Raw genomic sequence first — 20,483 nt, forward strand, 5'->3', positions numbered from 1 at the left:
GTAACTATGGCTATTAGTGAACTAGTAAACACCAAACACCAAACATTAAAAATTAACCCTAATGCAGGTGTTGAATATGCAAAAACGCAGCATTTAGTTAATTTAAGAGCTAACGAAGTGGCAAAAGCTGCATGCGACTTACCTATATTTTTAGCGCGAAATGCGCAAAACGGCAGTTATACCGTATCGGGTTTAACAAGCTTTAGTGTTGGGCAAAGTTTATTGGTTAATAACAACCAGTGGCAGGCGCTTTACACACCGGTATGTATACAAACTCACCCTTTTTATTTAATGACCCGTGAAGCAAATAGCAGCGACTACTTTATTGCGATTGATGATCAAAGCTCAGCCGTAAATACGCAGCAAGGCGAGGCACTATTTGATGCTAAAGGTAACCCAAGCTTATTTTTAAATTCACAGCAAAAGCTACTTGAGAGCGATTTAAAAAATGATTATCAAACGTATCAATTTACCCAAGAAGTAGCGCGCTTAGGGCTTATTAAAAACATAGATATTGTATTGCAGTTTGAACAAGGCGAAACCCAAACTATTCAAGGTTTGAGCACCGTTGATGAAGACAAACTGCAAACTTTAGATAGCGATACCGTTGCAAACTTACACAAGCAAGGTTACCTAAGTGTGCTTAACAGTATGCTTATTTCACTGTTTCAGTTAAATGCATTGGTAAAGCTGCACAACCAACGTCCCGAACTTATGCCTTTAAAGCAAATTAAGTTAGAACTAAGTCGAGATGCGCACGCGCTGTAGCGTGCACTTTTTTATTACACAGACATTGCGCGTAACGCGTAGGAGACACACACATGTCAGATAACATTTTACAGCTGGTGGTTTTTGTTTTTGTCACCGCTTTAATTGGTGGCCTTACTTATTGGAAATGCCGAGGCCAAAATCGTAATAACGGACAAAGCCAAACTAAAGAGTATTTTTTAGCGGGCGGTGGTCTTACTTGGATGTTTGTTGCAGGTTCAATAACACTTACTAACTTAAGCACCGACCAACTAGTAGGTATGAATGGTAACCAAATGGCTTTGCTTGTTTGGTGGGAGCTTGCGGCGATTATTGGCTTAATTATTTTAGCTAAAGTCTTCATTCCTGTTTATTACAAATACAACTGTACAACGACCACAGAGCTTTTAGAAAAGCGCTATAACAACAAACATATTCGCGCTGTTATTGGGGGATTATTCTTTTTAGGTAATGCACTTATTTACATGCCAGCGGTAATTTACTCAGGTGCGCTGTTTATGCAAACCATGTTTAAGGTTGATATTCCGCTAATGTATATTGCCACCGCATTTGCCATTGTAGGTGCTATTTATGCGTTTTTTGGTGGTCTACGTGCAGTTGCAGTGTCTGATACTTACAACGGTTTACTGGTACTGGGTATGGCTGTTTTAGTGGTGTTTTTAGCACTAAATGCGATTAATTATGACTTTACGGGTATTCCTGAGGAGCGCTTAACACTCATCGGCGATGCTGATTCACCTATTCCATGGCCAACACTTTTAACCGGTATGATCTTTATTCAAATGTACTACTGGGGTACTAACCAAACAATTACGCAACGAGCCATGGCAGCACCTAATGTTAAAGAAGCGCAAAAAGGTATATTTGCCGCAGCGGGAATTCGTTTTTTAATCGTCCCTGCAATTGTGGTATTACCGGGTATTATTTCATTTAAACTTTACGGCGATATTGGCGACGCTGCTTATGGTCGAATTGTAGGTGATGTAATGCCAGCATGGTTAACCGGTGTGTTTGCAGCGGCAATGGCAGCGGCAGTGCTGTCTACTTACAACAGCTTATTAAATTCAGCTACAGCACTATACGTGTGTGACATTCACGAAGCTTACTTTAATAAAGAGCCAAGTGTTGTAAAGCTAAGTGGTTACGTAACATTGCTACTAACAAGCTTAACACTGGTACTTGTACCAATTTACCAGCAAGCAGACAGTATTATTAACTTGCTACAGCAATTAAATGGCTTATTAAGTATGCCTATATTCTCAATTTTTGTAGTGGGCTTATTATTTAAAAATGTTGATGCACGTGCAGGTATTGCAGCAGTAATTTTAGGTGTTGTAATGTACGGCATGCTTACGTTTGCAAACTCACCACTACATACTGACATTCATTACATTCACTTAATGCCAATTACACTGATTGTATGTGTAGCTTTTGCATTGATAGTAAATAAAGTGGTATTTGGTTTGAATGCGCAGTGGGCTGGTAAAACACCGGCACTTGATGGCGCAGGACAAGTACAAGTACAAAAATAGATTATAAATAGTTTAAGCTGACAAAATCGGTCATGGGGCAACTCTGGCCGATTTTTTATATATATTAAAAGCAATAACAGAGCTTTAAAGTAAAGGTTAGTTTAATACCTTTTATTACAGTGGTACTTCCAGTGAGTTTATCTGACTATTTGCGATGTAAAGACTATCAAAACCTAATTTGTATGATATATACTATTATTATTGAGTGTCACCATCTGATAGATTGTGGCTCAAGCAAAGAGATACATTTAGTAAATAGTGTAGCTTACTAATTTTCGTTATATTTATAACTCACACAATGAACAAGAGGATAGGAAAATCATGGCCGACACTAAATCATTTTATCGATTAGACAGTGTAAACAGCACCGTTATTTTCGACTGCCAGAGCAAAACACCGGCGTTACTGTACTTTGGTAAACGCCTATCTGAGCAAACAACAGAAACAATGCTTACTCAGCTTGCTACCCGTCAAGAAGTAAAATGTGCCGTGGTTGAAGAAGCGCCTATTTCTCTATCTCCTTTATTAGGCGAAGGCTTTACTGGCGCGCCAGGGCTTGAGCTAGTAAATGATTCAATCGCATGGTCAGTTGGGCCAGAGCTTCAAGAAGTGCGTCAGCCTTCAAGTACGACTGTTGAGTTTGTAAGTGTAGATAAGCTTCGTGGTATTGAAGTCGTGCACAGCATTACGCTTGACAATAACAGTGACGTACTAAGTGCACATACTGTATTAACTAATTTAGGTGACTCACCACTGGGCGTTAATTTTTGCGCCGCGCCAACATTTCAATTGCCAGATAGCGTAAGCAAAATAGTGAGCTTTGAAGGTCGTTGGTCAAACGAATTCCAGCGTCAATCGGTTGATTTAGTGCTTGGTAGCTTTGTACGTGAAAACCGTAAAGGCAAAACATCACACGATGTGTTTCCTGGTTTATTAGTGCATAACGAAAATGCAGGCGAGCAACACGGCGAATGTTACGGCTTTCATTTAGGTTGGAGCGGCAACAATAAACTACGCGCAGAGCTTCTAGCTGAAGGTCGTCGTTATGTACAAATGGGTGAGCTATTACTTCCTGGTGAGCTTACGCTTGCTAAAGGTCAAACGTATCAAAGCCCGAGCATTTATGGCTCGTTTTCAAGTGAAGGTTTTAGCGCGCTTTCTCGTAATTTCCATCGTTTTGTTAAAGCTAATTTACTTAGCCAAGCGCAACGTGAAAAAGCGCGCCCTGTGCATTACAACACGTGGGAAGGTATTTACTTTGATCACGACGTAGACACGCTTAAGCAACTAGCCGACAAAGTAGCGCCGTTAGGTATTGAGCGTTTTGTACTTGATGATGGCTGGTTTAAAGGTCGCCGTGGCGACAATGCAGGCTTAGGTGATTGGACTGTAGATTACAAAATTTACCCAGATGGCTTATCGCCAGTCATTGATCATGTTAATAGCTTAGGTATGGAGTTTGGTATTTGGTTTGAACCAGAAATGGTCAACCCTGATAGCGATTTATACCGCGCGCATCCTGATTGGGTTTTAAGCTCAGAAAATAACGAGCAGTTAAGCTTTAGAAATCAGCTAGTACTTGATTTAACGCGCTCTGAGGTTGTTGAGTACCTATACAAAGCGATTGACGATATTTTAGTTGAATACCCAACTATTAAGTACATTAAATGGGACATGAACCGCGATATTAACCATGCGGGTAATTTTGATGGCAAGCCTGCTGTGCATCAGCAAACATTGGCACTTTATCGTTTAATTGATCGTATTAAAGCGGCGCACCCTGGTCTTGAAATAGAAAGCTGTTCGTCAGGTGGTGCACGTGTAGATTACGGCGTACTTGCACACACAGACCGTGTATGGACGTCAGATTCAAACGATGCGCTTGATCGCCTTGAAATACAGCGTGGATGTTCGTTCTTTTTCCCATCGTCGGTTATGGGTGCACACGTAGGCCCACGCGATTGTCATATCACAGGGCGTAATGTAAGTATTGAAATGCGTGCTGCGGTATCAATGTTTGGCCACATGGGAATCGAAATGGACCCACGTGAGCTGAACGATCACGAATACAATGCACTTAAAGCGGCAATAGCACTACACAAAGAGCATCGTGAGTTTATTCATGCTGCCGATTTATACCGCCTAGATAGCGATGATTTATCTATTAACTTTGGTTTAATCGATGCGCAAAAAACAAAAGCGTTATTTGCCTATAACAGCGTTCGCGAAACACCGCGTACAGCGCCTAATAAGCTCCGTTTTGTTGGCCTAGATGCCGATGCGCAGTACACACTTAATTTAGTGTGGCCGGTAAAATTTGAGGAGTATCGTCCATCTTCTATTGCTGCGGTAAATGGTCAAACATTTACCGGTGAAGCGTTAATGCAGTTTGGTTTACAAATGCCAATTTCATTCCCGCAAACATCGCTTATATTTGAGCTTAACAAAGCTTAAATATAACTAAGAGCAGTAAAGGGCGAAAATTGCTTTATGCTGCTCTATTGAGATATCAGTAGTCAGCTCTATATTGTTTAGGGCTGGCTTTTTTATATCCTTTGTAAGCTGATTTAGTAAATTAACTTAGTAAAATCAAAAGCATAGAAAATAAAGTGGTTACGCTTGCGCGTAATTTTGCTTGTTACCCAACCAACGTTGAATTAGTGGGTCAACAACCTCTGGATGTTGCTTAAGCATTTGCTGTGCAATTGGCCTTACTTGATTAAGTATGTGCTTATCACGAGTAAGATCGGCAATTTTAAACTCGGCTAACCCTGTTTGTTTTGTACCGAGTACTTCACCAGGGCCACGAATTTCTAAATCGCGCTCTGCTATCACAAAGCCATCGTTACTATCGCGTAGTACACCTAATCGCTTTTGAGCAGTATGAGACAGTGGTGCGTGGTATAAAAGCACGCAATGCGATGCCGTAGCGCCACGGCCAACTCGCCCACGTAACTGATGCAGCTGTGCTAAGCCTAAGCGCTCAGGGTTTTCTATAATGATTAAGCTCGCATTAGGGACGTCTACACCAACTTCAATAACCGTAGTGGCTACTAATACGTGTATGTTTCCTGCCTTAAACTCGCTCATAATGGCTTGTTTTTCAGCTGATTTCATTCGCCCATGTACTAAGCCTACGTTTAGCTCTGGTAGCGCTTCTTTTAACTGCAGTGCGCTGTCTTCGGCGGCTTGGCATTGCAGTACTTCAGATTCATCAATAAGTGTACACACCCAATAAACTTGGCGGCCTTGCTCGTTACAGGCTAATTTAACGCGGGCAATAATATCGTCTCTGCGAGTATCAGGAAGTGCCACTGTTGTGATTGGCGTACGCCCAGGTGGCAGCTCATCAATCACAGAGGTTTCTAAGTCGGCATAGGCGGTCATGGCGAGTGTACGTGGAATGGGTGTTGCGGTCATAACTAGTTGATGAGGGTAACAATCACCAAACTTACCTTTTTCACGCAGTGATAAACGCTGGTGGACACCAAAGCGGTGTTGTTCATCAATAACTATAAGCACTAAGTTATTAAACTTAACTTCATCTTGAAATAAAGCGTGAGTACCTACAATCATTTGCGCCTCACCGGAGGCTATTTTTTCAAGTGTTGCTACGCGCTCTTTGCCTTTTGTTTTACCGCCAAGCCAAGCAACGGTTATACCTAGTTGATTAAACCACGTTGTAAAATTAACGCCATGTTGCTCTGATAAAATTTCAGTAGGAGCCATTAAAGCGACTTGAAAGCCCTGCGCAATGGCTGTTAGTGCACTAAGTGCTGCTACTAGGGTTTTACCTGAACCTACATCGCCTTGTACTAAACGCATCATGGGGTACGCGTGCTGCATGTCACCTTTAATTTCAGCAACTACGCGGCTTTGCGCATTTGTGGGGGCAAAAGGAAGTTGCTCTAAAAATTGGCTTTCTAATGTGTTTACCGGATTTAATGCCACGGCTTTAACTTGTTGCCCTTGCTCTCGTACTTTTAATAAGCTGAGGTTTTGAGCAAGTAACTCCTCAAATACAAGGCGCTGTTGAGCAGGGTGAGTACCTTGCTCTAATGCAGTTACATCAACATCATTTGGTGGGCGGTGCAGTAATAATAGTGCGTCACTTAGCGGCATATTTGATGGCTGCCACTGTGAAGGCAATAGTTCTTCTACTGAGTATTTATTTAGTAAATCAATAGCCTGTTCGCTTAAAGCTCTAATCGATAGTTGCTTTAAGCCTTCGGTTGTTGAATAAACGGGCGTTAATGTTGTCGCTACCGGCTGCTCGTTAGAGGTATCGCTGATGCTGTATTCAGGATGACTCATTTCAAAGCCAACACGGCCACGGCGCACTTCACCAAAACAACGTATTATTTTACCAGCGCTAAATGCGTTTTTTTGTGCGGCGGTAAAATTAAAAAATCGTAATGTTAGTCTGCCAGTACCATCATTGATTTGGCAAACAAGCATACGCCTTTTACCAAACGTAATTTGGCTTGTTTCAATTGTTGCTTCAACACTCACGTGGCTGTGCAGTGACAACTCATTAATCGCGTATAAGCGAGTGCGATCTTCGTAGCGAAGTGGCAAATGAAAAAGCATATCTTGCACAGTTAAAATACCTAGCTTTAACAAACGCTCAGCCATTTTTGGGCCGACCCCTTTGAGCTCTGTAATTGGGTATTGATTTAAGCTAGGTTTAGACAAATTATATCAATCTTATTATTTGTGAATAAGTTAAGTGTACTTACAGAGCTTTAGTCCATCAAGTATGTTTTAAAGCTTGCCAAAATTGCTCGTCAGCGACTATTTCGCCGTTTTCATCAAGTGCAGGATAAGGTAATTTTTTTTGTTTACACTGCCTTGCGATAATAGGGTGGCAGCCTTCAAAGTAGAGAGGATGTTTAACTTCGGCGCTCAACATATCTCTATTATATAAACCAGCCAGCTCGCGTTGGCGCTGTGCTTCAAACAATATTAGCGCAGCAGCAACTGAAACATTTAGTGATTGCACCATGCCTTGCATTGGAATAATAATATTTTGATCGGCATATTCTAGGGCTTTTTCTGATATCCCTGTTTTTTCTTGTCCAACAATAATAGCCGTTGGCTTGGTGTAATCTACTTCTCTAAAATCAACTGCATCTTCTGATAAGTGAGTCGCTAATATTTGTATTTCTGGATTGCGTTCACGCATTGCAGTAACGGCATCATCAATATTTCTATGTAAATGCGTCTCTAGCCAGTTTTTACTGCCGCCTGAGGTATTGTTTGTTAGCCATTTTTGCTTTTCAGGCCATACAGCATGTACGTGATGGCAACCAACCGCATCAGCACTTCGTACTATTGCAGATAAGTTATGGTGTTTGTGAACGTCTTCTAAACACACGGTTAAGTCTGTTTGACGGCGCGAAAGTACGTCTTCGATTCTTTGATAGCGAGTTTGCTGCATGGTTATCCTCTTTTTTCGGCAATTATACGAGATTTTTACAGTTAAGGCATTACCGTGCGGCTAATTGGGTTTTGTAGAGAAATTAGTGTTTCTGTTGATTGAATGGCTTCTATTGCCTGTATTTTATTAATCAGCACATCTTGTAAGTGATCAATGGACTTTGTCATTACCTTTATAAATATACTGTAGTTACCTGTTGTGTAATAAGCCTCTACCACTTCCTCCAATGCTTCTAGCTTTATAAGTGTTTGTGGGTAGTCACGTGCGTTATTTAAATTAATACCTATAAAGCAACACACATCGTAGCCTAGCTGTTTAGTATTAATCGTTAATTGGGTGCCTGTAATGATTCCTGCTTGCTTCATTTTTTCAATTCTTACGTGAATTGTCCCAGCGCTTACATTAAATCTTTTTGCTAATTCGGCGTACGCAGTACGGGCATTTGCCATTAATGCATGAAGTATCTGTTTATCGAGATTATCGATTAAATAATTTTCCATTATATTTTTCTCATAAAATTATCGAATATATGGTTTTTATACCACTTAATTGATGGTTTTAATATGTTAAAGCTATTTTTGTTATGAGATATTGAATTAATACATCAAATCGTTACATTAACCTCATTAAAGGCGCTCATTAGGGCGCTTTTTATCAATTAAGCAAGTAACAATAACTGGGAATGAGGCCAATTATTATGAGTTCACACTATGTGCAGCAACAGCAGCAAATAAGTAAAGTTAAGCAATTTTTTTCACAGCAACTAGAAACCCAACTTGGGCTGGTTGAGGTTCAAGCCCCTATTTTGGCTAAAGTAGGTGACGGCACGCAAGATAACTTAAGCGGCCATGAAAACGCAGTTGCTGTAAATGTGAAAGCGATTACAGATAGCCGCTACGAAGTGGTGCATTCACTGGCTAAGTGGAAACGTAAAACACTCGCAACTTATGGCTTTGGTGTTGGTGAGGGTATTTATACTCAAATGAAGGCTTTGCGCCCAGATGAAGATTCATTAAGTCCTATTCATTCTGTATATGTTGATCAATGGGATTGGGAAAAAGTAATTAACGAAACCACAGAGCGTTCGCTGGCGACACTAAAGCAAACTGTTCAATCTATTTATAAAGGGATAAAAGAGACGGAAGCTTTTGTAAGTGAGTCTTATGGTTTGACGCCTTTTTTACCGGGCGATATTAAGTTTGTGCACAGTGAAGAGCTACGTAAAATGTACCCTGACTTTAGCGCTAAACAACGCGAAAAAGCCATTGCACAAGAATATGGTGCTGTATTTTTAATTGGTATTGGTGGCGCGCTTGGTGATGGCAAAATCCATGATGTAAGAGCCCCAGATTACGATGATTGGTCTACGCCAACATGCGATCAATACATGGGTTTAAATGGTGATATTTTAGTATGGAACCCAGTACTTGAAGACGCCTTTGAAATTTCATCAATGGGTATACGCGTAAGTCCTGAAGTTTTAAAAGCGCAGTTAAGGGTTACTGGAGATGAAGACCGCTTAGAGTTTGATTGGCATAAAGCGCTACTACAAAGTAAATTTCCGCAAACAATTGGCGGTGGAATAGGGCAGTCGCGCTTGGCTATGCTCTTGCTACAAAAGCAGCATATTGGTCAAGTACAAGTGGGTGTATGGCCGCAGCAAACACATGCTGAGGTAAGCGGTTTACTTTAAATGTGAATAAATTTGAGTGCTCAATAGAGCACTCAGTTATTAGCTTGTTTTAAACTCTATTTCAATTTTGTTATTCAAAAGTTTAACGTTGCACGGAGGGTAATTGCGGATTGTTTTAAGTACTTTATCAAAAATATGAATCTCTACACCTGAATGCAAAACAGAATTTACCGCTAAATTAGCGTCGTTAAGTAAATCGTGTAAGTCGTGATCTAAGTTTGAAAGACGTTTTTCTAATTGCTCTGCCTGCTCACAATAATGCTTTTGAGTAGCACCAATTTTAGTAATTAATAGTTTTTTCTTTTCGACATCTTTCACTAAATCAGTTTTTTCTAGCGCTGCTTGCAACGTGTCTAGCTGTGCATCTGTTTTAGCTAAGTCTTTAAAGCAATTATCAGTATCAGCGGTTATTTCGGCGCCAGAAGCCGCTAGGTTAATAATCATTTTAGCGCCTGATTCATTCCCTATTTCGCCAGCAATGAGAGTTGTTGCATCAAGTATTTCGCCACCAAATATTTTACCCTTAGGTAAGTCGGATTGACCAACTTGCAGTAAGCGTTTAGCTTTCATTACACAGTGGCTTGTTTGGCGATCAATAAAAATATTATTTGCTTCGAGGTAGCAATACTGTGAATGAGATACGTGAATATCACCTCGTGCAATAAGCTTACAAGACAGGGATTGTTCGTCGGCTTTTTGATGGCCAATAATGCCTTGTTTAACGGTGATGTTTCCGCCTGCGGTAAGCTCTCCTGATTCAACCGTGCCAAATATAGTAATATCGCCTTTGGCTGTTACTTTCATTCCAGGGTCTATATTGCGGGTAACAATAACACTGCCTTGAAAGTCAATGTGGCCGCTTTTTACGTTTACATCTGAAATGGTAAAAATATCGTCGACACGCATACCATTATTAATTTCAACCGGAACACCTGCAATAGTAGAGACTAGTTCAAGCGGATTCAGCTTTGATATTTCGGTGCCTTCGCCTGCCACTAATTGTTTATTTTCTCCGGGTTTTGCGGGCAGTATGTCACCTATTACGGTGAAGCCTTCTTTACCAGGGGTTGCTGGTTGTTGGCGAATAAGCACAGAGCCTGGCTCTACGCTTGCAAGCTTGCCAAAGTCGCGCATGTCCACGCTGCCATCTTCTTTGAGCTTGGGAGTTTTTAAACGGTCTTTTAAAGTCTCTACGGTTGTTATTAGTTTAGTGGCCAAACCATCACTTGGTAGTCTGCCTTTAGCTAATACTCCCTTAACAACAGAACCCGCTATATGCTCAAACTGTTTTTGTAGTAGCAACTCTAAAAATACTTGCTTATAGCCACGCACAATTCCTGCTTTAACGAGTTGTTTTTTTGCATCTTCTAAACTTAATAATTTTCCGCCTTGGGCAAGGGTTAGCTCGCCAATGGCCAGCATTTTATCGTCGCTAATTGTTACATTTAAAGTGGCATTGTGTTTTGTTGCTACAACCAGAGTGTGTTGTGTGTTTTCGTTTTTAAAAAAATCATTAATAGCGTCATGATCTATTTTGCAGTCGCAAAAAGCTGACTTTTCGAGAGCCTCTAAAATAAATGCAGCGCTGGGAGGAATATGTTCTTTTACATCAAGTAAAACATTTCCATTGTTAGCAAGCTTAAACACGAGTTAATCCTTTTTTACTACTTAAGTTAAGTTTGTTTTGTAAAACACAACTACAGATTCACAGATTGCTAGAAATTCACTTATGAGTCAAGAAGTCACAGAGAACGAAGCGCTAAGAGGGAAAGAAAGGCTATAGAGAGGCTCTATAGCCTGTAATACTTAATTGGTAGAAGGAAGTTCCATTATTCCATCTATTTCAACTTGTGCACCTTTTGGTAGTGCACGAACACCTAATGCAGCTCTCGCTGGGTAAGGTTGCTTAAAGTATTGGCTCATCACTTCATTTACAGTAGCGAAGTTAGATAAATCAGTTAGATAAATATTTATTTTCACTAAATCTTGAATTTGCCCGCCTGCTTTTTCACATACCGCAGTGATATTTTTAAATACCTGATGCGTTTGCTCACTAAAGTCTTCTGAAATCATTTCCATCGTTTCTGGCACTAATGGAATTTGACCAGATAAATAAACAGCGGTGCCTACTTTAACTGCTTGGCTGTAAGTGCCAATGGCAGCAGGTGCTTTGTCGGTAGAGATAAATGCTTTATTCATGTGTTTCCTATTTTACTTTTTACGATAGACTTTTTGTACATCAGGCATAACGCGAATGCGGCGCATAATGTTAGCAACGTGGATACGGTTTTTAACGGTAACCCCTAAATCTATCACGTATAAATTACTTTCTTTTTCATCGGTGGTAATTTCTACAATATTGGCTTGGGTTGTAGTAACAACATTGGTTAATTTAGCCAGAGCCCCCTGATGATTAATAATTTCAACTCTCAGAGCTGCAATATATTCTTTCTCTGGGTTATCGTCCCATTTTACAACTAAGTATTTAGAGCGCTCATTTTCCCAGCCACGGATGTTTTTACATTCTTGGCGGTGAACGGTCAGGCCCTTACCTTGGCTTACATGAGCTGTAATAGCATCGCCAGGTACAGGTCGGCAACACTTAGAGTAGTTAACTAGCATGCCCTCAGTACCAATAATGGTCGCTTTGGCTTGGCTGGTAATATCAGTTAAGTCGTCACTGTCATTTTGTAATAGGCGTTTGGCAATTAACATGCTCATTAGGTTACCAGAGCCAATTTCTACAAGTAATTCAAGAAGCGTTGTTAGTTCTTGCTCCTCAAGTACTCTTGCTATATTTTCATCAGCAATGCTATCTAGTTTGTTTTCACCTAATGCTGAATCAAGTAAGCGGCGCCCTAAAAGCATAGCTTCTTCATGATGCTGACTTCTAAGGTAATTACGAACGCCCAAACGCGCTTTACCAGTAACAATAAAGTTTAGCCATGTTGCATTAGGGTGGGCACCTGAGCTTGTTATTATCTCTATAGTTTGCCCTGTATCTAAGGGCCTACTTAAAGGGTGCGGCTTGCGATTAACGCGCGCGCCTACACAGGTGTTGCCTACATCTGTATGCACGGCATAAGCAAAATCGACTGCGGTAGCACCCATCGGTAGCTCAACAATGCGCCCATCTGGTGTAAATACGTAAATTTCTTCTGGGAATAGCTCGGTTTTTACATTTTCAATAAATTCAAATGATGAACCCGCACTTTGCTGAAGCTCTAATAAGCTCTGCATCCACTGGCGAGCACGTTGCTGCGAAGTATTACCTGCGCCATCACCTGCTTTTTTATACATCCAATGCGCCGCTACACCTTTGTCGGCCATATGATCCATATCGTGAGTACGAATTTGAATTTCAACAGGTATACCGTGAGGACCAACTAATGAAGTATGAAGCGATTGGTAACCGTTTGTTTTTGGTACTGCAATATAATCTTTAAAGCGTGTTTCAATAGGTTTATAAAGGCTATGAGCTACACCTAATACACGATAACACGTATCCATAGAGTCAACTGCAATTCTAAACGCGTAAATATCCATAACTTCGTTAAATAGCAGTTCTTTATTAAGCATTTTTTTATAAATACTATATAAATGTTTTTCACGGCCTGACACAGTTGCTTTAATGCCTGACTCTTCAAGACGTGCTTCTATTTCATGCTGGATATTAGTAATAACTTCTTTGCGATTACCGCGTGCTTTAGCAACTTCCGATTTAAGTGCGCGATGACGCATAGGATATAAAGCTTGAAAACCTAAGTCTTCAAGTTCATTTTTAATATCGTGAATACCTAAGCGGTTTGCAATTGGTGCGTAAATTTCTAGTGTTTCACGCGCTATTCTGCGGCGCTTATCTGGGCGCAATGCGCCTAAAGTACGCATGTTATGTGTTCTATCAGCAAGCTTGATTAAAATGACTCGAATATCCTGAGTCATTGCCATAATCATTTTGCGGTAGTTTTCAGCTTGGAATTCTTTTTTATCTTTAAAGCTAAGCTTATCGAGCTTACTCACACCTTCAACTAGCTCTGCAACAGTTTCGCCAAATATCTCGGCTAAATCTTGTTGACTAAAATCAGTATCTTCAATTACATCATGCATTAGCGCGGCCATGAGCGTTTCATGGTCAAGATGCATGCCTGCAAGAATTTGGGTTACTTCTACTGGGTGCGTTATGTAAGGTTCGCCACTCGAGCGAGTTTGTCCTTCATGGGCCTCTCGGGCTACCACGTAAGATTTTTGAACCAGCTCTACATCAGCAGCGGGCAAGTATTCTGAGATTTTCTTTTTAAGACCTTCAAAAAGATACATTCACACTCCAATGTTCTAGGGCCTGTTGACCTTTCAGGATTAAAATTTGTTCAATCTAGGGGCGATTTAATTGCGGCGCGAGGTTTTTAGCCTAGCGGGCTAAGCAAAGATCGAGCAACAAAGAGTAAAGTGCCCCTAGGCAGAACCCTTTAGGCAGCGCATGTTTTGCATTTATGCTGCGTTATCGCCTATTTATGGGGAATAACCACACTACATAGGCTCTGCCTTGCCTAAATACCAAACATACTACTGCAAATTTAACCTCGAAAGATAAACAGCCCTAGTGAAGCAAATTAGGTAAGCTACGAATATACGATGAAAAGAGAGGATTGCCAACGGCTATAGTAGAAATACTGCGCCGTTGGCTAAATCAGACCGGGAGGTCGATTATTGGTTGCCACCAACAATAGCAGCAACAGCAGCTAATTCAGCTGCTTCTTGGTGTTGTTGTTCTTCACGGTCAATTAAGTCCATTGAAGAGCTATCAACTAAACCTAGTTCAATTTCACGTAAAGCAACTACCGTTGGCTTATCGTTTTCAGGGTCTACTAGTGGAGTTTTACCACCAACAGCAATTTGGCGGGCACGACGAGCCGCAACTAAAATTAAGTCAAAACGATTACCAACTGCATCTACTGCATCTTCAACTGTTACGCGGGCCATCACAGCACTCCAAAAATAATTTAAATCAAAGACGTAGTTTACTGCAAGCAGCCACTTTCGCCAATAGCCAGTGTTCAATTTTTATCAGTTTTACTTGTCTAAGCCTGATTTAAATAGACTTAAATTATTTAAGCAGGCTATTTAGTAAAACTTGATGGCGTTCTTCTTGCGCTTTTAGGGTTAAGCGCTGAGCCATTACAATCATTTCTATGTCGCCAAGCGCAGTCTCAAAGTCATCATTAACAATTACATAGTCGTATTCGTTATAATGTGATGTTTCAGATTGTGCTTTTGCCATACGAGAGGCAATAACCTCGGCCGAATCTTGGCCGCGATTATTTAAGCGTTGCTCTAACTCTTCTTTTGAAGGAGGTAGTATAAAAATTGTTTTCACGCTTGGCATTATTTCGCGCACTTGTTGCGCGCCTTGCCAATCAATATCTAAAAACACATCAATACCCGCATCAAGTTGCGACTCAATAGCCTGCTTTGATGTGCCGTAGTAATTGTCAAACACTTGGGCCCATTCAAAAAAGTCATCTTTGGCAATAAGCGCTTTAAACTCATCTGTAGATGCAAAGTGATAATGCACACCATTTTCTTCGCCTGGGCGAGGGGCGCGAGTTGTATGTGATACAGATACTTTCATATCAGCGTGCTTTTTTAATAACGCATTGATTAAGCTTGATTTACCAGCACCTGAAGGGGCTGATAAAATAAATAAGTTACCGCGAGTTTGTGCCATGCTTTTCTCTACCTAAAAATAAACAGGCTTGGATTACAAGTAAACCAAGCCTTTAATTAACTGCATTGTACTTTAATTAGCTCACCTTGCTCAAGTTAGACGTGCTCAAGTGAGCCATGCTCAGATTGAAGTGGCAGTGTTTTACTAAGTTAGACTTTAAATAAAATTACAGTTTAAAATTGCCTACAGAACTAGCCGCTAGATATAAGTATTTGATAAGGTGAAGTATCACCTATTGAAGGAGCCTTTATGCTTAATAAAACCTTATTTACCGCACAACAAGTAAGAGATAATGAAGCTTTAGCGGCTAAAAATAGTCATTGCGATTTATTTATCTTAATGCAGCGGGCAGGAGAGGCTGTATATAAGCAATGGCAGTTATTTGATGCACAGCATACATTAGTCATTGTGGGCCATGGTAACAACGCTGGAGACGGTTACGTTGTAGCTAGGCTTATTATGCAATCAGGTAAAAAGGTAACAGTATGCGCTGCTGAACCTGATAAGACATTAAACGGTGATGCTGCAAAAGCGCAGCAGCTATGGATAGAAGCGGGTGGGGTGGTTTCTCATTTTACAAAAGATGCTCTTAATGAGTGCGATATCGTTATTGATGCGCTCCTTGGTACTGGGCTTAATAGCGCCGTGCGCGATAATTTTGCGAATATAATTAACGCTGTAAATAACAGTGGTAAGCCCGTAATAAGCATTGATATTCCATCAGGTATTGAAGCAAATACAGGACAGCCTTTAGGGTGCGCAGTACAAGCTACTTCAACCGTTACTTTTGTAGGTATAAAGCAAGGGCTCACAACGACGGCAGGTAAACAATATAGCGGTAAGTTAGTTTTTGATGATTTAGCAATTGGCGATGCGTTTACTTGTATAGCTCAATCATCAGGAACCTTGATAAATATTAATAGCTTTAAAGGAATAGCCACGCGGGCAATCAATAGTCACAAAGGCAGCCATGGCAAGCTTTTATGTGTGGGTGGCAATCAAGGTACTGCAGGTGCAATTAGGTTAAGTAGTGAAGCAGCTCTTAGAACGGGTGCTGGCATGGTAAGGGTGTATACACACGAAAGCTCAATAACGCCTATTAGTATTGGCAGACCAGAGCTTATGGTAAGCAGTAATAACTTACATCAAGCGCTAGAGTGGGCAAGCTGCGTTGTTATTGGCCCAGGGCTTGGGCAAGACGAGTGGGCACAACAAACATTCGATGAAGTAATGCAATATTGCCAAAACAATAAAATGCCATTGGTTATAGATGCAGACGCCCTTAATTTACTCGCTAAGCAAGCCTCATCGTATATGTTAGAGCAATGCGTACTTACGCCACATCCAGGCGAAGCTTCGCGACTGCTAAGTGTTAGTACCAGCGACATAGAATCAGACCGCTTTAATTATGCCCGCCTTTGCGCCAAGCGCTATAACGCGACTTGTGTATTAAAAGGCGCTGGAACATTAATAGCTAATGCCCAGCACACGTGGGTGTGTGAAGATGGCAACCCAGCACTGGCAGTTGGCGGCAGTGGCGATGTACTCACTGGTATTATTGGGGCATTACTTGCTCAAGGTTTAACTATTGATGAAGCAGCACGCTATGGCGTAACACTGCACGCTAAAGCCGGTGATATCGCAAGTGAGCGAGACGGGCAAAGGGGAATGCTACCCAGTGATTTATTCCCAATTGTAAGAGAGTTAGTGAATAAAGTGACGTGAGTTAAAGCGTCACTTTACATAACTAATTATTAGGCTGCAGTAAATCCCATTTTGTACCATATAGGTCTTCAAAAACCACTACGGTGCCATAGGGTTCTACTCTAGGCTCTTCGTTAAATGTAACGCCTTTAGAAAGCATTAAATTATAATCTCGCCAGAAATCATTAGTATGCAAAAATAAAAACACGCGACCACCCGTTTGATTACCAATAGCACTGATCTGTTCGGGTGTTGTGGCTTTAGCAAGTAGTAGATTAGTCCTGCTCGAATTAGCCCTGTTTGAATTTGGAGGTGAAATTAACACCCAGCGTTTACCATCACCTAAATCAGTATCTTCGACTAACTCAAAATTAAGCTTTTGAGTATAAAACTCAATTGCCTCGTCGTAGTCTTTAACAACTAATGCAATGGTGCCGATATGCTGTTGAGCGTTAGTCATGTTTGGTTTACTCCGTACTATTAAATAAATGTGCTTTTTATTATATTTAGTAAGCGATCAAGTAGGGTATATGCCCGCAGTATGTAATATGAATTAACTTACGAGTTCGTCTTCATCATCGGGTGGATCACCTGAGTCTTCTTTGCGTTTTCTTTGTTCTTGTTTTGCTTTTTGTACATTTTCGTATGTAGGCGGTGGGATAGGAATAATAGAAATAAGCGGAAAGAATGCTAAAAATAAATAAGCCCCCTTAGACATACTTTTACCCCACGTGACCATTTTGAGCATAGCCCAAACTACGAATGAAAATAACCCAGTCACAAGAGCAACAAAAACAAAGAAGATGAATATTTCGTTATTATTTAATAAATCCATTTAATATAAATCTTAGTTATACGTAACTTAGGTATGGGTATAAATTAAACAATATCAATGATTTTTATACTAAAAAGCAAAAAACCAGCCGAAGCTGGTTTTTTATATAAGCGAGGTGCTTAAACGGTGATGTTTATCACATCATTCCGCCCATACCACCCATTCCGCCCATGCCACCCATATCAGGTGCACCAGCAGATTCGTCTTTAGGGATTTCAGCTACCATTGCTTCAGTAGTGATCATTAGACCCGCAATAGACCCTGCAAACTGTAGCGCAGAGCGTGTTACTTTAGTAGGATCTAGGATACCCATTTCAATCATGTCGTTGTATTCGCCAGTTGCTGCGTTGTAACCGTAGTTACCATCGCCGCCTTTAACTGCGTTAATTACAACTGATGCTTCGTCGCCTGCGTTTGTTACGATTTGACGAAGTGGCGCTTCCATCGCACGAAGTGCAACTTTAATACCGTGGTTTTGATCTTCGTTGTCGCCAACTAAATCAACTAGCTTGCTAGCAGCACGTACTAGTGCAACACCGCCGCCAGGTACTACGCCTTCTTCAACCGCTGCACGAGTTGCATTTAATGCATCTTCAACGCGGTCTTTTTTCTCTTTCATTTCGATTTCAGTAGCAGCACCTACTTTGATTACTGCAACACCGCCAGCTAGTTTAGCCATGCGCTCTTGAAGTTTTTCTTTATCGTAGTCAGATGTAGCTTCTTCAATTTGTGCTTTAATTTGAGAAACACGACCAGTAATACCCGCTTCTTCGCCAGCACCGTCAATGATAGTTGTATCATCTTTAGTGATAATTACGCGTTTAGCTGTACCTAGGTCTTCAACTGTTGCTTTTTCAAGCTCTAAGCCGATTTCTTCAGAAATAACAGTACCGCCAGTTAATACAGCGATATCTTGTAGCATTGCTTTACGACGATCGCCAAAGCCAGGTGCTTTAACCGCTGATACTTTAACAATACCGCGCATGTTATTAACTACTAATGTAGCTAGTGCTTCGCCTTCAAGGTCTTCTGCAATGATTAGTAGTGGTTTACTTGCTTTAGCAACCGCTTCTAATGTTGGTAATAATTCGCGGATGTTAGATATTTTTTTATCTACAAGTAGAATAAATGGGTTATCTAGTTCAACAGTGCCTTTTTCTGGGCTGTTGATAAAGTAAGGAGATAAGTAACCACGGTCAAACTGCATGCCTTCAACAACATCTAGTTCGTTTTCAAGTGATTGACCTTCTTCTACAGTAATAACACCACTGTTGCGACCTACTTTTTCCATTGCTTGAGCAATGATATTACCAATCTCTTGATCAGAGTTAGCAGAAATAGTACCTACTTGTGCAATTGCTTTAGTATCAGAACAAGGAACAGATAACGCTTTAAGCTCTGCAACAGCAGCAATAACTGCTTTGTCGATGCCGCGCTTAAGATCCATTGGATTCATGCCTGCTGCAACAGCTTTAAGGCCTTCATTAACAATAGACTGTGCAAGTACTGTAGCGGTAGTTGTACCATCGCCGGCTGCATCATTTGCTTTAGATGCAACTTCTTTAACCATTTGTGCGCCCATGTTTTCAAACTTGTCTTCAAGTTCGATTTCTTTTGCTACAGATACACCATCTTTAGTGATAACTGGAGAGCCAAATGATTTGTCTAGTACAACGTTACGGCCTTTAGGACCTAATGTAACTTTTACTGCGTTTGCCAGGATGTTTACGCCAGTTAGCATTTTAGCGCGTGCGTCACCTGCAAAAAGTACTTCTTTTGCTGCCATGTTTTAAATTCCTCTAAATTCTTAAATGTTTATAAACGAAAAGTAGGTTTAGCCTACAATGCCTAAAATATTATCTTCACGCATGATCAGGTACTCTTGACCTTCGATCTTTTCAACTTTTTCAACATATGAGCCAAATAACACAGTGTCACCGGCTTTAACTTCTAACGCTCTCACGTCACCGTTATCTAAAACGCGACCATTACCTACGGCTACAACTTCTCCGCGAGTTGATTTTTCAGCTGCAGAGCCAGTTAATACAATACCGCCAGCAGATTTTGTTTCTTCTTCTAGACGTTTAACGATTACGCGATCTTGTAAAGGACGAATGTTCATGTTTTTTAGTTCTCCTAACAGTTTCTGAACAGTACAGAAAAAAGCTTTTCTAATTTGCATTCATTAATGGGGGTAGAGTGTAAAATTCCAAGAGAAAAAATGATAAATTTTTAATCTTTTCGCTCATATTCGCCATCAATAGTCGTTGGTCGTTCCATTTGCCCTTGCTCTCGTTCAGCATGTTGCTGCCCAGCAAACGGCGATGGCCCTTGTTGCCTACCTGCGCTCATTCTAACAGTTGCTTGGCTAGCAAGGCCTGCGGCCAGTTTGTTACGAATTGCAGGCGTTAATAATAGTAACCCAAACACGTCGGTCATAATGCCAGGAGTAAGTAATAATACCCCTGCAATTACAACGCATATTCCGGTAAATAATTCTTTGGCTGGCATTTGCCCTTGCGCCATTTGCGCTTGTACGTTTTGCAGCGCACCCATACCTTGTGTTTTAACCATTTTGGCACCTAAAATCGCGGTAATAACAACAAGTGCAATTGTTGCAAATCCGCCAATCACATCGCTTACTTGAATCAGTAAGGCGATTTCGATAATAGGGATGATGATAAACAACACAAATAAAAATCTAAACATAGCGCTCTCTAAATAATGACACTCAAAAGAGTTGATGAAATATAAATGAGGGTGACTAGGTCTCTTTTCAAGGTTAG

At 40.8% G+C, this 20,483-nt stretch carries 18 protein-coding genes; 5 read left to right on the forward strand and 13 right to left on the reverse strand.

Going from position 1 to position 20,483, the window contains the following annotated elements; all coding sequences use genetic code 11:
• The first annotated feature begins 6 nt into the window (after nucleotides 1–6).
• The 3 genes from I6E69_RS12040 to I6E69_RS12050 all read left to right on the forward strand — a co-directional run bounded on the left by I6E69_RS12040 (nucleotide 7) and on the right by I6E69_RS12050 (nucleotide 4,754).
• A complete protein-coding gene (locus I6E69_RS12040) occupies nucleotides 7–768 on the forward strand; it encodes a SapC family protein (protein ID WP_197121331.1) in 762 nt (253 codons plus the stop codon).
• Between the two features lie 53 nt (nucleotides 769–821).
• Nucleotides 822–2,300 carry an SLC5 family protein gene (locus tag I6E69_RS12045; RefSeq protein ID WP_197121332.1) on the forward strand — a complete coding sequence of 493 codons (1,479 nt, stop codon included), beginning with the start codon at nucleotides 822–824 and terminating at the stop codon, nucleotides 2,298–2,300.
• Nucleotides 2,301–2,621: 321 nt separating this feature from the next.
• Complete coding sequence (locus I6E69_RS12050; protein WP_197121333.1) at nucleotides 2,622–4,754, forward strand: alpha-galactosidase; 2,133 nt, start codon at nucleotides 2,622–2,624, stop codon at nucleotides 4,752–4,754.
• Between the two features lie 159 nt (nucleotides 4,755–4,913).
• Here I6E69_RS12050 and recG read toward each other — a convergent pair whose 3' ends face one another.
• From recG to asnC, 3 genes are read right to left on the reverse strand one after another with little or no spacing between them, the layout of a single operon-like run.
• Entirely contained in the window at nucleotides 4,914–6,995 is a 2,082-nt protein-coding gene (gene recG / locus I6E69_RS12055) for an ATP-dependent DNA helicase RecG (RefSeq protein WP_024606511.1), read from the reverse strand.
• A 58-nt stretch (nucleotides 6,996–7,053) separates the two neighbouring features.
• Nucleotides 7,054–7,740, reverse strand: coding sequence for a tRNA (guanosine(18)-2'-O)-methyltransferase TrmH (trmH, locus tag I6E69_RS12060; protein WP_007580009.1), 687 nt, complete (start codon nucleotides 7,738–7,740; stop codon nucleotides 7,054–7,056).
• A 41-nt stretch (nucleotides 7,741–7,781) separates the two neighbouring features.
• Complete coding sequence (gene asnC, locus I6E69_RS12065; RefSeq protein WP_002958822.1) at nucleotides 7,782–8,240, reverse strand: transcriptional regulator AsnC; 459 nt, start codon at nucleotides 8,238–8,240, stop codon at nucleotides 7,782–7,784.
• Between the two features lie 197 nt (nucleotides 8,241–8,437).
• Here asnC and asnA point away from each other — a divergent pair, with 197 nt between their 5' ends.
• Nucleotides 8,438–9,433: an aspartate--ammonia ligase gene (gene asnA, locus I6E69_RS12070; RefSeq protein WP_002958823.1), complete on the forward strand. Its 996-nt coding sequence runs from the start codon at nucleotides 8,438–8,440 to the stop codon at nucleotides 9,431–9,433.
• 39 nt (nucleotides 9,434–9,472) lie between these two features.
• Here the strand turns inward: asnA and I6E69_RS12075 are convergent, their stop codons facing one another.
• From I6E69_RS12075 to gmk, 5 genes are all read right to left on the reverse strand, one after another.
• Nucleotides 9,473–11,080 carry a DUF342 domain-containing protein gene (locus tag I6E69_RS12075; RefSeq protein WP_197121334.1) on the reverse strand — a complete coding sequence of 536 codons (1,608 nt, stop codon included), beginning with the start codon at nucleotides 11,078–11,080 and terminating at the stop codon, nucleotides 9,473–9,475.
• A 159-nt stretch (nucleotides 11,081–11,239) separates the two neighbouring features.
• On the reverse strand, nucleotides 11,240–11,632 hold the full coding sequence (locus tag I6E69_RS12080) for a RidA family protein (protein WP_039488601.1): 393 nt from the start codon (nucleotides 11,630–11,632) through the stop codon (nucleotides 11,240–11,242).
• A 12-nt stretch (nucleotides 11,633–11,644) separates the two neighbouring features.
• Entirely contained in the window at nucleotides 11,645–13,750 is a 2,106-nt protein-coding gene (gene spoT, locus I6E69_RS12085; protein ID WP_039488599.1) for a bifunctional GTP diphosphokinase/guanosine-3',5'-bis pyrophosphate 3'-pyrophosphohydrolase, read from the reverse strand.
• Nucleotides 13,751–14,137: 387 nt separating this feature from the next.
• Nucleotides 14,138–14,413 carry a DNA-directed RNA polymerase subunit omega gene (rpoZ, locus tag I6E69_RS12090; RefSeq protein ID WP_002958829.1) on the reverse strand — a complete coding sequence of 92 codons (276 nt, stop codon included), beginning with the start codon at nucleotides 14,411–14,413 and terminating at the stop codon, nucleotides 14,138–14,140.
• Between the two features lie 124 nt (nucleotides 14,414–14,537).
• The gene (gmk, locus tag I6E69_RS12095) at nucleotides 14,538–15,158 is read right to left on the reverse strand and encodes a guanylate kinase (RefSeq protein ID WP_002958830.1); all 621 of its coding nucleotides are present in this window, start codon (nucleotides 15,156–15,158) and stop codon (nucleotides 14,538–14,540) included.
• 249 nt (nucleotides 15,159–15,407) lie between these two features.
• Between gmk and I6E69_RS12100 the strand changes: the two genes are divergently transcribed.
• Entirely contained in the window at nucleotides 15,408–16,883 is a 1,476-nt protein-coding gene (locus I6E69_RS12100) for an NAD(P)H-hydrate dehydratase (RefSeq protein ID WP_197121335.1), read from the forward strand.
• Nucleotides 16,884–16,905: 22 nt separating this feature from the next.
• Here the strand turns inward: I6E69_RS12100 and I6E69_RS12105 are convergent, their stop codons facing one another.
• The 5 genes from I6E69_RS12105 to I6E69_RS12125 all read right to left on the reverse strand — a co-directional run bounded on the left by I6E69_RS12105 (nucleotide 16,906) and on the right by I6E69_RS12125 (nucleotide 20,406).
• Nucleotides 16,906–17,322: a VOC family protein gene (locus I6E69_RS12105; protein WP_197121336.1), complete on the reverse strand. Its 417-nt coding sequence runs from the start codon at nucleotides 17,320–17,322 to the stop codon at nucleotides 16,906–16,908.
• Between the two features lie 93 nt (nucleotides 17,323–17,415).
• Nucleotides 17,416–17,580: a hypothetical protein gene (locus tag I6E69_RS12110; RefSeq protein ID WP_007375928.1), complete on the reverse strand. Its 165-nt coding sequence runs from the start codon at nucleotides 17,578–17,580 to the stop codon at nucleotides 17,416–17,418.
• Between the two features lie 253 nt (nucleotides 17,581–17,833).
• Nucleotides 17,834–19,483 (reverse strand): chaperonin GroEL, encoded by a 1,650-nt coding sequence (gene groL, locus I6E69_RS12115; protein WP_002958835.1) that lies wholly within the window; start codon nucleotides 19,481–19,483, stop codon nucleotides 17,834–17,836.
• Between the two features lie 48 nt (nucleotides 19,484–19,531).
• Entirely contained in the window at nucleotides 19,532–19,819 is a 288-nt protein-coding gene (locus I6E69_RS12120; protein WP_002958836.1) for a co-chaperone GroES, read from the reverse strand.
• 110 nt (nucleotides 19,820–19,929) lie between these two features.
• The gene (locus tag I6E69_RS12125; RefSeq protein ID WP_002958838.1) at nucleotides 19,930–20,406 is read right to left on the reverse strand and encodes an FxsA family protein; all 477 of its coding nucleotides are present in this window, start codon (nucleotides 20,404–20,406) and stop codon (nucleotides 19,930–19,932) included.
• Between the last annotated feature and the right edge of the window lie 77 nt (nucleotides 20,407–20,483).

It is taken from the genome of Pseudoalteromonas sp. NZS100, from assembly GCF_015864815.1.
Lineage (GTDB): Bacteria > Pseudomonadota > Gammaproteobacteria > Enterobacterales > Alteromonadaceae > Pseudoalteromonas > Pseudoalteromonas distincta.

Coding starts and splice junctions, on each gene's coding strand:
- I6E69_RS12050 (WP_197121333.1), top strand. CDS start 2,622: ATGGCCGACACTAAATCATTTTATCGATTAGACAGTGTAAACAGCACC.
- I6E69_RS12040 (WP_197121331.1), top strand. CDS start 7: ATGGCTATTAGTGAACTAGTAAACACCAAACACCAAACATTAAAAATT.
- I6E69_RS12110 (WP_007375928.1), bottom strand. CDS start 17,580: ATGTCTAAGGGGGCTTATTTATTTTTAGCATTCTTTCCGCTTATTTCT.
- asnA (WP_002958823.1), top strand. CDS start 8,438: ATGAGTTCACACTATGTGCAGCAACAGCAGCAAATAAGTAAAGTTAAG.
- I6E69_RS12125 (WP_002958838.1), bottom strand. CDS start 20,406: ATGTTTAGATTTTTATTTGTGTTGTTTATCATCATCCCTATTATCGAA.
- I6E69_RS12120 (WP_002958836.1), bottom strand. CDS start 19,819: ATGAACATTCGTCCTTTACAAGATCGCGTAATCGTTAAACGTCTAGAA.
- asnC (WP_002958822.1), bottom strand. CDS start 8,240: ATGGAAAATTATTTAATCGATAATCTCGATAAACAGATACTTCATGCA.
- trmH (WP_007580009.1), bottom strand. CDS start 7,740: ATGCAGCAAACTCGCTATCAAAGAATCGAAGACGTACTTTCGCGCCGT.
- I6E69_RS12105 (WP_197121336.1), bottom strand. CDS start 17,322: ATGACTAACGCTCAACAGCATATCGGCACCATTGCATTAGTTGTTAAA.
- I6E69_RS12080 (WP_039488601.1), bottom strand. CDS start 11,632: ATGAATAAAGCATTTATCTCTACCGACAAAGCACCTGCTGCCATTGGC.
- spoT (WP_039488599.1), bottom strand. CDS start 13,750: ATGTATCTTTTTGAAGGTCTTAAAAAGAAAATCTCAGAATACTTGCCC.
- gmk (WP_002958830.1), bottom strand. CDS start 15,158: ATGGCACAAACTCGCGGTAACTTATTTATTTTATCAGCCCCTTCAGGT.
- rpoZ (WP_002958829.1), bottom strand. CDS start 14,413: ATGGCCCGCGTAACAGTTGAAGATGCAGTAGATGCAGTTGGTAATCGT.
- I6E69_RS12100 (WP_197121335.1), top strand. CDS start 15,408: ATGCTTAATAAAACCTTATTTACCGCACAACAAGTAAGAGATAATGAA.
- groL (WP_002958835.1), bottom strand. CDS start 19,483: ATGGCAGCAAAAGAAGTACTTTTTGCAGGTGACGCACGCGCTAAAATG.
- I6E69_RS12045 (WP_197121332.1), top strand. CDS start 822: ATGTCAGATAACATTTTACAGCTGGTGGTTTTTGTTTTTGTCACCGCT.